This is a genomic window from Shewanella sp. HL-SH4, assembly GCF_051164845.1.
GTDB lineage: Bacteria > Pseudomonadota > Gammaproteobacteria > Enterobacterales > Shewanellaceae > Shewanella > Shewanella glacialimarina.
This window is the reverse complement of sequence record NZ_CP195037.1, coordinates 2,910,429-2,925,139: the sequence shown is the minus strand read 5'-3', so window position 1 is coordinate 2,925,139 and position 14,711 is coordinate 2,910,429. Positions and strand designations below refer to the sequence as shown.

At 42.2% G+C, this 14,711-nt stretch carries 14 protein-coding genes; 8 read left to right on the top strand and 6 right to left on the bottom strand.

Annotated elements, in window-relative coordinates; all coding sequences use genetic code 11:
* Positions 1–82 precede the first annotated feature (82 nt).
* A complete protein-coding gene (locus ACRWQL_RS13760; RefSeq protein ID WP_434950556.1) occupies positions 83–907 on the bottom strand; it encodes a hypothetical protein in 825 nt (274 codons plus the stop codon).
* A 298-nt stretch (positions 908–1,205) separates the two neighbouring features.
* Here ACRWQL_RS13760 and yjjX point away from each other — a divergent pair, with 298 nt between their 5' ends.
* The 7 genes from yjjX (at position 1,206) to fliB (ending at position 7,792) form a co-directional block, all read left to right on the top strand.
* Positions 1,206–1,763: an inosine/xanthosine triphosphatase gene (gene yjjX / locus ACRWQL_RS13755; protein WP_434950554.1), complete on the top strand. Its 558-nt coding sequence runs from the start codon at positions 1,206–1,208 to the stop codon at positions 1,761–1,763.
* A 6-nt stretch (positions 1,764–1,769) separates the two neighbouring features.
* Positions 1,770–2,258: a GNAT family N-acetyltransferase gene (locus tag ACRWQL_RS13750; RefSeq protein WP_434950552.1), complete on the top strand. Its 489-nt coding sequence runs from the start codon at positions 1,770–1,772 to the stop codon at positions 2,256–2,258.
* A gap of 249 nt (positions 2,259–2,507) precedes the next feature.
* Positions 2,508–3,548 carry an NADP(H)-dependent aldo-keto reductase gene (locus ACRWQL_RS13745; RefSeq protein WP_434927081.1) on the top strand — a complete coding sequence of 347 codons (1,041 nt, stop codon included), beginning with the start codon at positions 2,508–2,510 and terminating at the stop codon, positions 3,546–3,548.
* Positions 3,549–3,680: 132 nt separating this feature from the next.
* Positions 3,681–4,913: an aminotransferase class V-fold PLP-dependent enzyme gene (locus tag ACRWQL_RS13740; protein WP_434950550.1), complete on the top strand. Its 1,233-nt coding sequence runs from the start codon at positions 3,681–3,683 to the stop codon at positions 4,911–4,913.
* A gap of 8 nt (positions 4,914–4,921) precedes the next feature.
* Complete coding sequence (locus tag ACRWQL_RS13735) at positions 4,922–5,377, top strand: SufE family protein (protein ID WP_434950548.1); 456 nt, start codon at positions 4,922–4,924, stop codon at positions 5,375–5,377.
* A gap of 15 nt (positions 5,378–5,392) precedes the next feature.
* Positions 5,393–6,553, top strand: coding sequence for a membrane dipeptidase (locus ACRWQL_RS13730; RefSeq protein WP_434950546.1), 1,161 nt, complete (start codon positions 5,393–5,395; stop codon positions 6,551–6,553).
* Between the two features lie 60 nt (positions 6,554–6,613).
* On the top strand, positions 6,614–7,792 hold the full coding sequence (gene fliB / locus ACRWQL_RS13725; RefSeq protein WP_434950544.1) for a flagellin lysine-N-methylase: 1,179 nt from the start codon (positions 6,614–6,616) through the stop codon (positions 7,790–7,792).
* A gap of 61 nt (positions 7,793–7,853) precedes the next feature.
* On the opposite strand, the gene cysC is transcribed toward fliB, so the two are convergent.
* The 5 genes from cysC to cobA all read right to left on the bottom strand — a co-directional run bounded on the left by cysC (position 7,854) and on the right by cobA (position 13,571).
* The gene (gene cysC, locus ACRWQL_RS13720) at positions 7,854–8,477 is read right to left on the bottom strand and encodes an adenylyl-sulfate kinase (protein ID WP_226413483.1); all 624 of its coding nucleotides are present in this window, start codon (positions 8,475–8,477) and stop codon (positions 7,854–7,856) included.
* Positions 8,478–8,550: 73 nt separating this feature from the next.
* On the bottom strand, positions 8,551–10,275 hold the full coding sequence (locus ACRWQL_RS13715; RefSeq protein WP_434950542.1) for an SLC13 family permease: 1,725 nt from the start codon (positions 10,273–10,275) through the stop codon (positions 8,551–8,553).
* A 3-nt stretch (positions 10,276–10,278) separates the two neighbouring features.
* Positions 10,279–11,721, bottom strand: a complete 1,443-nt coding sequence (gene cysN / locus ACRWQL_RS13710) for a sulfate adenylyltransferase subunit CysN (protein WP_226413479.1) — start codon at positions 11,719–11,721, stop codon at positions 10,279–10,281.
* A 62-nt stretch (positions 11,722–11,783) separates the two neighbouring features.
* Positions 11,784–12,692: a sulfate adenylyltransferase subunit CysD gene (cysD, locus tag ACRWQL_RS13705; RefSeq protein ID WP_434950541.1), complete on the bottom strand. Its 909-nt coding sequence runs from the start codon at positions 12,690–12,692 to the stop codon at positions 11,784–11,786.
* 57 nt (positions 12,693–12,749) lie between these two features.
* Positions 12,750–13,571: a uroporphyrinogen-III C-methyltransferase gene (cobA, locus tag ACRWQL_RS13700; protein WP_226413474.1), complete on the bottom strand. Its 822-nt coding sequence runs from the start codon at positions 13,569–13,571 to the stop codon at positions 12,750–12,752.
* Between the two features lie 235 nt (positions 13,572–13,806).
* On the opposite strand from cobA, the gene ACRWQL_RS13695 reads away from it, so the two are divergent.
* Positions 13,807–14,676, top strand: coding sequence for a phospholipase A (locus ACRWQL_RS13695; RefSeq protein WP_434931965.1), 870 nt, complete (start codon positions 13,807–13,809; stop codon positions 14,674–14,676).
* The last annotated feature ends 35 nt before the right edge of the window (positions 14,677–14,711 follow it).

Genomic DNA, 14,711 nt, shown 5'->3' with positions numbered 1-14,711 from the left:
AGAGCTTTAATTAGCTTAGCTTGCACATGTGTCGTTTAATGTTCGCTACTGGCTTAACCAGATAGCGAACTTATCACTAAAACTATAAGCTTACTGGCCCATCAATATGTTGATACTTCACATCACCAGAACCTGCTGTGTGAATAGTTAACCCTTTAGCATATTCAACATCGATACCACCTGAACCATCATTAATGCTCACTAATCCTGCAACATGCTTAATCACCATGCCACCAGATCCATCATTAACATCAAGATTGCCTTTAATATCTGTCACATCTATGCCACCTGAACCGTCTTTAATGGTCAGGTTACCCGCGACATTATTAACATTGATTGAACCAGAGCCGTCTTTAATGGTTAAGTTACCCAATACATTTTTCGCATCAAGTGAACCTGAACCGTCTTCAATAACAATGTCTTTGCCACCATCAATAACGATACTTCCTGAGCCATCTTTTAAGGCAATATCAGCGTTCATACCTTGAATGTCGATTGAACCAGAACCATCTGTAATATCCATCACCATATGCTGGGGTAACGTTAAGGTGACATCGATATAAGGCGAGTCGACATTAATCCAGTTTGAACTTTGCTCAACTTTAGCCACTAGCCTTGCTTGGTCGCCATCTTTAACTAACTCTAAGGTTACGTCGGCATCATCATCGGCAAAAATTTCTGCGGTTAACTTAATATCTTTAGCATTCTCATCGCCTTTGATCACTAACTTACCCGCACCAGTTTCTGCAACGAGCTTTTGAATGTCAGTGCTGTCCAGGATTAACACTTGCTGTTTTTGATCAAAGTCGCTGGCAATGCTGTAAGAGACATTAAACACGTCGGTATACATTACTAACAAAGCCGCTGCTGCGCCCACTAAGACGACTTTGGTTTTCATTGTGGCCATTTTATTCTTCCTTGTTTTTTATTCATTGGCTTCTTGTTAATTGAAACCATCATTATGATCACGTTATTAAGTGCTAAAACGCATCACTTATTAGCTTTTGTCATTATTATTCATAGATAAGCAATTCTTACACCAAAATCATAAGACTTTGTTTTATATAATTAACTATATTTAAGTATCAACATCGATACGTTAAAAGCACTAAAAAATATGTCTTTTCACTAACTTCTGATCAAATATAAACTTCTGCTATCATGGCGGTTATGTCAGTAAAAATACAATAAGAAAAAAGCATCATATGACTCAACAACAGATTGCTATCCTAGTCGGTTCAAATAATCCGGTTAAAATTGCTGCCGCTAAAGATGCGATAAGCCAGTATTTCCTCAAGGCTGATATTAATTGCCAAGGCATGCATGCGCCCTCATTAGTGGCTGAGCAGCCAATGACAGACGCCGAAACCAAATTAGGTGCCATTAATCGTGCTAGATATTGTCAGCAACATGCGATTGAGGCAAATCAGCCTGCGGATTTTTATATTGCAATGGAAGGCGGTGTGGATAAATTTGACCATGGCGCAGCTACGTTTGCTTATATGGCGATAATTCATCAGGATAAACTCAGCATTGGTCGTAGCGCTTTATTACCCTTGCCGCAAAAAGTGTTTAACGCCTTAGAAGCGGGTGAAGAGTTAGGCAATGTAATGGACAGACTGTTTAATACCCACAATGTGAAACAAAAAGGCGGTGCGATTGGCTTATTGACCCAAGGGCTGGCCACACGAGGCAGTATTTATACCCAGGCGATTATTTTAGCCATGGCCCCTATTATTAACCCTGATTTTTTTGCCGAGTAACTTATTATGTCTATTACCGTTCCGATTATCCGTCCATTAACCGTAGATGATAATGCCGCTATTGCAGATGTTATTCGTCAAGTGTCTGCTGAATATGGGCTAACACCCGATAAAGGCTTCAGTGTTGCTGACAAAACCTTAGACACCCTAAGCCAGGTTTACAGTACTGCACGCAGCCAGTATTGGGTTATCGAGTTAGATGGCCACATCATTGGTGGCGCTGGCATTGCCCCATTAGCGGGATACAGTGATATTTGTGAACTGCAAAAAATGTACTTTTTACCGCAAGTACGCGGTAAAGGATTAGCCAAAAAAATATCTCATTTAGCGTTTGAATTTGCTAAAGAACAAGGCTTTAACAAGATCTATTTAGAAACCACTGCGGTATTAGTTGAAGCCTTAGCGTTATACCAAAAGCTCGGATTTGAGACTTGTCAGCACCTTGGTGAAACCGGCCACGATGCCTGTGAAATCGCTATGCTGAGAAATCTTTAACTTGGTATACCACGGTTAATAAAGCAGTCGCTGGCTTAAAAATGGCTAGCGACTCTTGATTAGCCTTTATTGTTCATTGTGTTAATGTCTATTTTTAACCTTTTCATTCCCCTAAATAATCCCAAATAATGAAAACATTAAAGATTGCGCTGGTTTTTTAAGCAATACATTTACTGATGATTCAATAACCTTTGCAATCTGCCCAAAGCTTGATAGCTTAAAGTATAGGGTTTCCATCAGGAGGATGATATGGAATATCGACGTCTTGGGCATTCAAGCCTAGAAGTAAGTAATATCTGTTTAGGTACCATGACATGGGGTGAGCAGAATAATCAGTCTGAAGCATTCGAACAATTAGATTATGCCATCGGCCAAGGGATCAATTTTATTGATACTGCGGAAATGTATCCCGTACCGCCAACGGCAGAAACACAAGGTGAAACCGAACGAATACTGGGCCGCTATTTAAAGGCCCAAGGTAATCGTGATGAATTAGTAATTGCCACAAAAGTCGCTGCACCTGGGCTAAAAGGTGATTATATTCGGCCTAAAATGGCACTAGATTGGCGTAACATTCACCAAGCGGTTGATGACTCCTTGTCACGTTTACAAATCGATACCATAGATTTATACCAAGTCCACTGGCCAGACCGAAATACCAACTTCTTCGGTGAAATGATTTATACCCATGATGAAGATGAGCGTTACACCCCCATTTTAGAAACCCTTGAAGCCCTAGCCGAAGTGGTAAAACAAGGAAAAGTGCGTTATATCGGCATTTCTAATGAAACCCCTTGGGGCTTTATGCAGTATCTGCGCTTAGCCGAAAAGCACGATTTACCCCGTATTGTGAGCATTCAAAACCCGTATAACTTGCTAAACCGCAGCTTTGAAGTTGGCATGTCTGAAATAAGCTTACGTGAAAACGTGCCCTTATTGCCCTACTCTCCGTTAGCCTTTGGCGCGTTAACCGGTAAGTATGAAAATGACCAGTGGCCAGCAGGCGCCAGGTTAACGATACACAAACGTTTTGCGCGCTATAACAGTACACCAATGGCTTTACAGGCAACCCAGGCTTATGTTGATCTAGCCCGAGAGTTTGGCTTAAGTCCGGCTCAAATGGCTTTGGCTTTTGTTAATTCTCGCCAGTTTGTCGCCTCCAACATCATAGGTGCGACTAACTTGCATCAACTCAAAGAGAATATCGACAGCCATAAAGTCATATTGTCTGATGAACTACATAGTCGATTAAATGAATTAACCGCGCTTTACCGTTTTCCTTGCCCTTAAACTATGACTAAGTGTTAAGCCATAATTTAGGTGTAGATTTAGGTTTAGGTTTAGGTTTAGAGTCAGGTTAACCTTGCAATAGGCATCAATATCATTGAAGATCTTGATGCCTTTTTTATGAGTGTTAAGTGAATGACCGACAGCCAATTTGATCATCAAGCCATACGCAGCCAGTTTCCGATCCTAGATATGCAGCTAGGCGATAATCCGCTTTGCTATTTAGATACCGCGGCAACCAGTCAAAAACCGCAATGTGTGCTTGATGCAATGAATGAGTACTATGTGCAAAATAATGCCAACGTGCACCGTGCAGCGCATCAATTAGCGGCCAGGGCCACCCAAAAATATGAAAATGTGCGCATGCAAGTGCAGCGCTTTATTCATGCGGCCACCAGTCAACAAATCATCTTTACCCACGGCACGACAGAATCAATCAACATGGTCGCCCACGGAATTACCGAACAGTTTCAACAAGGTGATGTGATTTTAGTTGATGGCGCTGCGCATCATGCCAACATTGTCCCCTGGCAAGCTTTAGCGCAGCGCACTGGTGCAAAGGTTATCCCTATTCCATTAGATAGCAATGGCCGAATCGATCTTATCGCTTACGATAACTTATTAGCTAAACAGCCTAAGTTAGTCGCTTTATCCCATGTCACTAATGCACTTGGCACACTAAATCCGGTCAACCAGATGGTTGCCAAGGCTAACAAAGTCGGCGCAATAACCTTAATTGATGGCGCACAAGCTGTGGCCCATTTAGACATTGATGTAGAATCAATAGGTTGTGATTACTATGTGTTTTCAGGCCATAAAATGTATGGTCCAACTGGGGTTGGCATTTTATATGGCAAGCTTAATGCGCTAGAAATGCTAACACCTATGCTAACCGGCGGCGAAATGATCAAAACGGTCAGTTTTAATGGAACAAGCTATGGCGAGTTACCGAATAGATTAGAGGCGGGGACTCCAGCAATAGCGGAAGTGATCGGCTTAGGCGCAGCAATCAGCTTTCTATCTAACTTACCTAAAATACAAATTCGTCAACACGAACTGCATTTAATTCAATATCTTCAGCAACAGTTAAGCCAATTGGGCGATATTAGCGTATATGGTGTAACGACTGACAATGACAATATTGGCGCAGTGGCGTTTAATTTGGCTGATGAGCACCATCAGGATGTCGGCATTTTATTAGATCAGCAAGGCGTGGCTATCCGTGGCGGCCATCATTGTGCTATGCCGTTAATGCAAAGCTTGCAGATTAAAGGTTGCTGTCGAGCCTCAATCGGGGTGTACAGCAATCAGCAAGATGTTGATCGCTTTATTAGCGCACTGACTGAAGTAAAATCGATTCTATTGTAAGGTCAAATATGAGTCTTAACACCATAGCTAAACCAGCTTCAACTTTGTTTTTGCCTTTGTCTGACGACCTGTTAACCGGCGCTAAGTTGATAGAACAGGCCAGTAATTGGCAAGAAAAATACCGCCAAATTATGCTATTAGGTAAAAAACTGCCAAGCTTAGCGGATGAGTTTCGTCTTGAAAGTGCACAAGTTAAAGGCTGTGAAAGCCAGGCATGGCTATACCACCAACACATTAATGACCAACATTTTTACCTAGCCGACAGTGATGCGCGTATAGTCAAAGGACTTATTGGATTATTGCTGGTGGCTACACAAGGGCAAACTAGCAGCCAAATAGCGCAATTTGATGTCAGTGCTTACTTCGAAAATTTAGGGCTAAACGGACAGTTAAGCCCATCGCGTACCAATGGTTTGCATGCACTAGCACACGCCATTAAACACTACGCAACCGAGACAAATTAAAAGGATACATCGTTAATGTCACATGACTTGCTCACCCGCCGTAAATTACTTAAAGGCCTTGGCGCAGCAGCGTTATGTAGTCCATTTATAAGCCAACAAGCGTGGGCAGCACGCTCACAACCTTTGTACATTGATGGTTTATCATTTTTGCCCGACGATATTAACGATGTTAAAGCCTCCAAATTGAGCGCCTTTATCGCCGACATATCAGATATTGAAGCCATCAAACAGGCTGACGGCACCACCAATTACAAGCGCAGTTACAATGCGTGTATCAAAAGCATTAAAGCAGCGAAAGCTGTGGTCGATGCCAATCCTGACGTATATCTACAGGGGCAAACAGGCCTTGATATTGCTAGAGCATATGACGCTGAACGTACCGCTGTATTTTTCCAAATTCAAGGCGCTGATTGTGTCGAAGATGACAGCAGCGACACCAATTGGCAGCAACTAGAAGAATTTAAACAACAGGGCTTACGGGTTTTACAGCTCACTCACCATTACGGTAACCGCTTTGCTGGCGGTGCATTGGATAACAATGGTAAAACAGGGTTAAATTTACCCTTAACGCCAGCTGGCCACGAACTGATTGAGGCCATTAACCATCGCCATATGTTAATTGATGTTAGCCATTCCAGTGCACAAACCGCGCTAGATACCGCCAAAGCCAGTAAAAGCCCAATAGTGCAAAGCCATGGCGCGGTAAGACATATAGTTAATCATGCCCGTTGCTCCCCCGATGAGGTTATTCGCGCCATTGCCGACACCGGCGGCGTATTTGGTATTTTTATGATGAGCTTTTGGTTAACCAATAAACCGACTCCAACCATTAGCGATTACATTAAACAAATTGATCATGTGGTCAGAATTGCCGGAGTAGACAGCGTAGCGATTGCTAATGACTATCCATTACGGGGCCAGGAAAATTTATTAAAGCTCAATAATGACAATGCTGAAGGGGTAAAAGAGTACTTAGATTGGTGGCACAGTCTACGGGCTAAAAATGTATTAGGTTTTGATGTAGAACCGAAACATGTGGTTATCCCCGAATTGAACAATATCGATCGTATGAGCCTTATTGATGACGCGCTGAAAAAAGCGCGCTTTAAATCATCCGATCGCGATCGCATCATGGGTGGTAACTGGCAAAGAGTATTGAAGCAGGTATTGATTTAATACACAATCTAAGCATAAATAAGTCATTATATCTTGAGATAACTTATCAAAAGGATTTACATGGAAAACCTGACAATTAAACCTAATTATGTGGATTTATTTAGTTGTATAGGGCCTAAATGTGCAGACAGTTGCTGCAATGACTGGAAGATAATATTTGATAAACAAAGCTATAAAAAAACCATAAAGCATAAATATTTAGCAGATCTGGCTAAATTTGCTTTACGCGAAACCAAAGAAAGCGACAGCTCATGGGCGGTTGTGAAATTAGATGATAATGGCGCTTGTCCTTTTCTAGACCCACAAAAACTATGTAATATTCATGCAAAAGCCGGTGAGAAAGCCTTAAGTTATACCTGTAAAACCTACCCTAAAAACGAGCAACTAATTGGCCCAGACAAATATCAAAGCTTATTTTTATCTTGCCCAGAAGTAACTCGTATCGTGCTATTCGACGACAATGCTTTTCAATTTTCAGCCAATGAAAACGGCAGTAAAGCAGCGCTAATGCCTAGCCCGCCCTGGTTAGAAAAATCTTACGAATACAGTTTAGATTTATTGTTAAATTCAGGCCTAAGCTGGCAAGAATCATTTTTAGCGATTGGATTACTACTCAAAACCAGTAATGAAGTTCGCCTAGATAAGGCTAATATTGAACAATTAAGCGTGCGTTACAATCAGCTGCTGAATATGGCTCAAATGGGCATGATTACGGAGCAATTTAACAATATCCCTTATACTCCTTTGCCTCAAAAACACACTTTTGTGGCAATTCATGATGCGCTGTGTAAAACCCACTCAAGAAGTACACGGGCTCGATTTGAGTCGATTAACAATGCGATTGCAGCTTTGTGTAATGAACAAAATGATTATTCAATCGATAAGATTAATGAGATATGGAATACCGAAGTCACAACTAAGCTGACAGAACACGCGGCACTATTTACCAAATTTATTCTCTATTCCATGTTCCACGATCATTTCCCTATGCATGAAGATCATGACCCGGAACAAGTTTTACAGCAGCTTATTATTGATTGTTTTATGATCCGTTGTTATTTAACCGCGGTATATCACGCAGAAAATGGCTTAACAGAAGAAAATATTATCAAGTGCTTTCAAGTTTATCATGTGGTGCGCCAGCATAAACCCAGGTTTATTGAGCGGATTAAAAACATCTTAAGTGAATACGGATTAACCTCTTTACCCGCAGCAATCAGCTTACTTAAAACACAGTAATCGGCACCACAGTCGATGTGAATAAACCACACCGACTGTGATTAAATCCAATCTGTTACGATTAAATGCCTAAACCTGCCATCATTTTTTCACCATCTACCACTTGCAGTGCGCTTAAGTAATCAACTAAGGCTTGTACTTGGGTGGCCAGATCACCTTTACTGGTGTCTATGGTGAGTTCTGCTGACTCAGGGTTTTCATAAGGTGATGATATACCTGTAAAGTTGGCTATTTCACCTTTGCGAGCTTTGGCATATAAACCTTTAGGATCGCGCGATTCACACACACTTAAGGGTGTTGAAACATGCACCTCAATAAATTTGCCTTCAGGGAATAAACTCCTTACTCGTTCACGCTCGGCACGGGTAGGTGAAATAAATGCCGACAGCACCACCAAACCGGCATCGACCATTAACTTAGCTACTTCACCCACGCGGCGTAAATTTTCATCGCGATCATCTAGGCTAAAGCCTAAGTCTTTGCATAAACCATGGCGTACATTATCACCGTCAAGCAAGTAAGTATGAAAACCTGCGTTAAATAGTGCATGTTCTAATGCCCCCGCTAGGGTCGATTTTCCTGAACCCGATAAGCCAGTAAACCATAATAACACTGGGTTTTGATTCTTTTGACGCCCACGAGCGGCTTGATCTATTTCATGCTGATGCCAAACGATATCAGTCATAACAACTCCTTTTATGCCGTACGTTCAAACGGCATATAAAAACTAAAATTCAATACTACAAATGACTCATTCATTAGAACGGGAAAAAATATGGCACTGCAAAAATAACGGTCAGTGAATACACCACAGACAAAGGTAATCCTACTCGTACAAAATCAGATAACTTATAATTACCCGCGTTATAGACCATCAAATTGGTTTGATAACCGTAAGGCGAAATAAAGCTAGCACTGGCACCAAAAACGACCGCCATAATAAATGGACGAGGGTCGACACCGTAACTGGTAGCTACCGCATAGGCGACTGGGAATGCCAGCGCTGCTGCAGCATTATTGGTGATCAATTCAGTCACAATGAGAGTAATAAAAAATACCCCAACAAACGCCGCAAACACCCCATAACCATCAAAGACACTGATAACGCCATCGGCTAAATTTTTAGCTAAGCCGGTATCAATCATTAGCGTAGCCAAACACAAGGCACTTCCAACAATGATAACTAATTCAAGTGGAAAACGACGCTTTAATTCCGATAGACTTACGGCACCAATGGCAAAGTAGCTCAGAAGTAGAATCACCAAGCCTTTCGCCAAAGGCACTAACTCGGTCACGCTAGCTAAAATTGTCAGTACAAAGCCTAAAATCACCCAATTACTGCGTTTATCATCAAGGCGCACATTCAAATCTAAACCACTAATGGCTGCAAAGTCGGTACTTAAATTTGGACTATTAGAGAATCTGTCTCCAGGAGTAATTAATAACACATCCCCTGGTTGAAGAACGATGTCACCTAAGCCACCTTTAAGTGGAGCGTGACCTCGGCGAATAGCCATCACAGCCGAATCATAAATTTCACGAAAACGCGCATCTTTAAGTGTGGTACCGACCAATTTAGACGACGGCCCTAATACTGCCTCAACAAGGTTTTGACCTTTAGCATGCTGCTTACCAAACCATTCCAGCCCATCAAATTGATGCAATAGCTCAACGGACTCAACTGCACCACTAAAGCGCAGCATATCTCCCGCTTGAATAACCATATTAGGTGGCACGGGACAAATACGAATACCACTGCGTTCAAGTTCAACCAGGTAAAGCTTTTTTAGTGCACGTAGACGGTTATCGACCACGCTATGCCCTACCAGTTTAGAATGCTTAGCCACATGCGCTTCGAGTAGATAAGGCAATGCTTCATCAAGGTTTTCTTCACGGCGATCAGGTAAGGTATTTGCCAGTAACATCAATACCGCTAAACCAGTAATTACCACCAAAATACCGACTTGGCTGAACTCAAAAAAACCTAGGGGCTCAAGCCCAGCATTTTCAACAAACGAGTTAACAATTAGGTTGGTTGAGGTACCAATTAAGGTTAATGTACCGCCTAAAATGGCGGCATAGTTTAATGGCAGTAATAGTTTAGATGGCGCATGGGCTTGATTACGTCTAACAACGCCAATTAACGATGCCACTACGGCAGTGTTATTGGTAAATGAAGACAGTAATGCGGTAGATAAGCCCATTTTCGCTAGCGTACTAAATAAGCTACCTTTACCAATCACCTGACTTAACTTACCGATTAACCAGGTTTTCTCTAATGCTGTAGCGGCTAACACCAACAACACTAATACAATTAAGCCATTATTTGTAAAGCTCATTAGTGCTTGGTTAAGCTCCACCAAGCCTAATAAGTAGGCGCTTAATAGCGCCATAAAAAACATTGTGGCAGGTTTGGCGGCTCCTGCTATCAGGCCGCCTACCATTGCTAACAATATGATCGCTAACAACCACATTTCATTCATAGATTATTTTCCAAGCAAACTGATGTCGCGGGCATTCCAGTGTGGAAAATGTTTGCGTACCAAGGTATTAAACTCAAGTTCAAACGCGCTGAATTCAGTATTCACTTGTTTCTCACCTTGATAACCGTCAACCACCATCACTGCTGCAACTGTGGCATTTGATAAGCGATCAATTAAGATCATTCCGCCGGTATCACGCACCAAACTATAGGCATCTAATACGACGGTTTCGGTTAAATCTAACTTCACGCGTGCAATAGTGTTTAAGCTTAATGACGTTGCCGCGCTGCGCTCTAGGGTATTAACGTCAACGACATATTCAATTTCACTGACTACCGCTTGGGTCTTCTTACCTGCCACTTTTACATCGTAAAGTTGGCCAATCTGTAATGGCTTTTCATCCATCCACACAAGGTCGGCGACAATATGGTTCGCTAGGCTTGGCGCGCTATCTGGTTTAGCGAGTAAATCTCCACGAGAAATATCAATCTCATCTTCTAGGGTGATAGTGACAGCTTGTCCAGCAACCGCTTCAACCAAGTCACCGTCAAAAGTCACAATACGTTCTATTTTGCTGCGCTTGTTAGATGGCAGTGCGACAATTTCATCACCCACTTTTAAAATGCCCGATGATAAGGTTCCTGAAAAACCACGGAAATCAAGGTTAGGACGCAGTACATATTGCACAGGGAAACGTGCTGGTAATTCACTCAACTCACGTTGGGTGTCAATGGTTTCCAGTAGCTCTAGCAATGTGCCACCTTGATACCAATCACATTGGGTACTACGGTTAACAACGTTGTCGCCATTTAAGGCTGATAACGGCACATAGTGAATGTCTAAATCACCAAAATCACTGACAAACTTAGCGAAGTCAGCTTGAATATTATTGAAAACCGTTTGATCAAAACCGACTAAATCCATCTTATTGACCGCGACAACAAAGTGACGAATACCCAATAATGATGCGATAAAAGCGTGACGTTTAGTTTGAGTTTGCACGCCATAACGCGCATCCACTAAAATAACCGCTAAGTCACAGGTAGAAGCACCTGTGGCCATATTGCGGGTATATTGCTCATGCCCTGGTGTATCAGAAATAATGAACTTACGTTTTTCACTAGAGAAATAACGGTAAGCCACATCAATGGTAATACCTTGCTCACGCTCAGCCTGTAAACCGTCAACCAGTAATGCTAGATCGATAGCCTCACCTGTGGTGCCCATTTTGGCGCTGTCATTTTTTAAAGTCGCTAATTGATCTTCATAAATTTGCGCGCTGTCGTGCAACAAACGGCCAATAAGGGTACTTTTTCCATCATCAACACTGCCACAGGTTAAAAAGCGTAAAAGACCTTTGTTTTGCTGAAGGGCTAAATACTGTTTTACGCCGTGCTCTAAAATTTCAGCGGCCATGCGTGTTGTGTTGTTTTCTGCTTGATTCATATTCTTTCTCACTCAATTTGAGTTTATCAATCTGATGTCTAAAACCATTTCCAATACTGGACTTAGAAGTAACCTTGACGCTTCTTATGTTCCATTGATGCGCTTTGGTCTGAGTCAATCAGTCTACCCTGGCGTTCACTTGAGCGAGTAAGTAGCATTTCTTCAATAATTTTTTCTAGCGTATCGGCATCAGAAGGCATTGCAGCGGTTAATGGATAACACCCTAATGTTCTGAAGCGGACTCGCTCTGTGGTGATTTCTTCACCCGCATCTAACGGCATGCGGTCATCATCTTTCATGATTAGCTGGCCGCCTTTGTTCACTACTGGGCGATCTGCAGCGAAATACAAAGGGACGATTTCAATGTTTTCCTGATAGATATATTGCCAAATGTCTAGCTCTGTCCAGTTTGATAAAGGGAAAACACGAATACTTTCACCCTTGTTAACTGCGCCGTTATAGGTGCGCCATAACTCTGGGCGCTGACTTTTTGGGTCCCAGCGGTGATGCTTATCACGGAATGAATAGACACGCTCTTTTGCACGTGACTTTTCTTCATCGCGACGGGCGCCACCAAATGCCGCATCAAAGCCATATTTATTCAGGGCTTGCTTCAGGGCTTGGGTTTTCATTATGTCAGTGTGCTTAGCACTACCATGAGTATAAGGACCAACGCCTTGCTCTACCCCTTCCTGATTGGTATGAGTGATCAGATCTAAACCAAATGCTTTGGCCTGACTATCACGAAACTCAATCATTTCTTTAAATTTCCAACCCGTATCAATATGCATCAGTGGGAAAGGAATTTTGCCTGGGTAAAAGGCTTTACGCGCCAAATGCAGCATCACAGATGAGTCTTTACCAATCGAATACATCATGACAGGGTTGTCAAATTCAGCGGCCACTTCACGAATGATCTGAATGCTTTCAGCTTCCAGTTGTTGTAAATGGCTTAATGTGCGACTTGCCATAATTCTTCTCCATTAACTTTGAGTTACTGCTGCTGCAGCAAAATTTAACTATTTTAATTACAGTTTTTTAACTGTAATGTTTGAATATTCATGTTGTTGCTGTTCAGTCGCAGGGACAAACCAATTTAAACTGTCCGCTAACTGAACCACTTCGCCAATTATCATTAACGCAGGCATTTCAAGCGCGGGGTCAGCTGCTAGCTGGCCTAATTCACCTAAGGTGCCAAAAAAACGCTGTTGAGCTGAGGTGGTCGCTTTGGAGACGATAGCCACAGGCGTATCGGCACTGCGCCCTGCGTTAATCAGCCCATCACTAATAATGCTGGCATTCAATATGCCCATGTAAACTACAAGCGTATTGTTTGGGTTTGCATAGCCTTGCCAGTCCATAGGACGGCTCGCTAATTGGCAATGGCCGGTAATAAAAGTCACACCTTGGGCGTGATCTCGATGTGTTAGTGGAATACCGGCATATGCCGACGTGCCACTGGCAGCCGTAATACCCGGAACCACTTCAAACTCAACGCCAGCTTTCACTAAGGTTTCTAGCTCTTCACCGCCACGTCCAAAAATAAACGGGTCGCCGCCTTTTAAGCGGACAACATTTTTACGGGTATAGGCTTTAGTAACGAGCAACTGGTTAATTTCATCCTGATTAGCACTATGCTTACCAGCACGTTTTCCCACCGCGATTTTCTCTGCGCCATGGGGAATTAAATCTTGGATATCTTGGCTAACAAGTGCGTCATACAAAACCACATCTGCGTGCTTAATAATGCGATAAGCTTTGAGGGTTAATAGCTCTATGTCGCCTGGGCCTGCGCCCACCAGCCACACCTTGCCTTTAGCCTGCTGACCAGGCATTGATACTAACTCCATTACACTTACCCCGTATTCTTTGATGGCATCAAATATAACGGTTTATATATTCCAGATATAATAGTAAATAGTTAGTTTTTATTCCATTTAGCTATAAGGAGGCGAGACTTTTTACTCGATATCAATCAAAAAATAAAATTTCACATGATTTCACTCAAGAATTGCGCTTACAATGCCATTACATGATAGGAACACTCTTAACGGACTAGTGACAATGAGACCTCCAAAACTTTTGATGGTACTGCCCTTAGTCGCAGGTTTTTTCTCTTTTTCTTTACTTGCTGAAGACTCACTGCTTGATGAGCGAGTAAAAGATGAGTTAGCCACATCTGAAAAACCTTTTGTACTGACTCCCCACAGGCCAAACTACATTTTACCTGTGACATACCAGTCACGGACTAACAACACACCTTTTAAGGAAAAATATCCTGACGAAGATATCCAAGTTGATGATCTTGAAGCCAAGTTTCAAATTAGTTTCAAATTTCCCCTTTGGTATAATATGTTTGGTGATAATGGCCATTTATTTTTTGCCTATACCAACCAATCTTATTGGCAGCTATACAACAAAGAGGTGTCATCACCCTTTCGTGAAACTAACCACGAACCGGAAATGTTCATGTTATTTAACAATGACTGGAAAGTGGCAGGCTTAACAAATTCTTTTTGGGGATTTGGCGCGGTGCACCAATCAAATGGACAAGCTGATCCCTTGTCTAGAAGTTGGAATCGTCTTTATGGCACCATGGTATTTGACCGCGGCCCTTTTGCTTTAGGCATAAAAGCCTGGTGGCGTATTCCTGAGGATGAAAAAGCCTTCCCAACCGATACAAAAGGGGATGACAACCCAGATATCGATGACTATATGGGTCATGTTGAAGTCACCGGGGTTTACGGTTTAGATGAACACAGATTCACTATGTTGCTGCGAAATAATCTAGCAAGTGATAATAAAGGCGCTGTCGAATTAACCTGGAGTTATCCCATCATAGGTAACTTGCGTGTTTATACCCAGTACTTTAATGGCTATGGCGAAAGCTTAATTGATTATAACCACCATAACCAGCGCATCGGTATTGGTGTAGCATTAAATGATATTTTGTAAAAATGAGTAGTGTAAAATTAACAGCAAGCAATAAG

Excerpts from the sequence above, each read along its gene's own strand:
- yjjX (WP_434950554.1), top strand. The coding sequence starts at position 1,206 with ATGACTCAACAACAGATTGCTATCCTAGTCGGTTCAAATAATCCGGTT.
- fliB (WP_434950544.1), top strand. The coding sequence starts at position 6,614 with ATGGAAAACCTGACAATTAAACCTAATTATGTGGATTTATTTAGTTGT.
- ACRWQL_RS13695 (WP_434931965.1), top strand. The coding sequence starts at position 13,807 with ATGGTACTGCCCTTAGTCGCAGGTTTTTTCTCTTTTTCTTTACTTGCT.
- ACRWQL_RS13735 (WP_434950548.1), top strand. The coding sequence starts at position 4,922 with ATGAGTCTTAACACCATAGCTAAACCAGCTTCAACTTTGTTTTTGCCT.
- ACRWQL_RS13715 (WP_434950542.1), bottom strand. The coding sequence starts at position 10,275 with ATGAATGAAATGTGGTTGTTAGCGATCATATTGTTAGCAATGGTAGGC.
- cobA (WP_226413474.1), bottom strand. The coding sequence starts at position 13,571 with ATGGAGTTAGTATCAATGCCTGGTCAGCAGGCTAAAGGCAAGGTGTGG.
- ACRWQL_RS13750 (WP_434950552.1), top strand. The coding sequence starts at position 1,770 with ATGTCTATTACCGTTCCGATTATCCGTCCATTAACCGTAGATGATAAT.
- cysC (WP_226413483.1), bottom strand. The coding sequence starts at position 8,477 with ATGACTGATATCGTTTGGCATCAGCATGAAATAGATCAAGCCGCTCGT.
- ACRWQL_RS13740 (WP_434950550.1), top strand. The coding sequence starts at position 3,681 with ATGACCGACAGCCAATTTGATCATCAAGCCATACGCAGCCAGTTTCCG.
- cysD (WP_434950541.1), bottom strand. The coding sequence starts at position 12,692 with ATGGCAAGTCGCACATTAAGCCATTTACAACAACTGGAAGCTGAAAGC.
- ACRWQL_RS13730 (WP_434950546.1), top strand. The coding sequence starts at position 5,393 with ATGTCACATGACTTGCTCACCCGCCGTAAATTACTTAAAGGCCTTGGC.
- ACRWQL_RS13745 (WP_434927081.1), top strand. The coding sequence starts at position 2,508 with ATGGAATATCGACGTCTTGGGCATTCAAGCCTAGAAGTAAGTAATATC.
- ACRWQL_RS13760 (WP_434950556.1), bottom strand. The coding sequence starts at position 907 with ATGGCCACAATGAAAACCAAAGTCGTCTTAGTGGGCGCAGCAGCGGCT.
- cysN (WP_226413479.1), bottom strand. The coding sequence starts at position 11,721 with ATGAATCAAGCAGAAAACAACACAACACGCATGGCCGCTGAAATTTTA.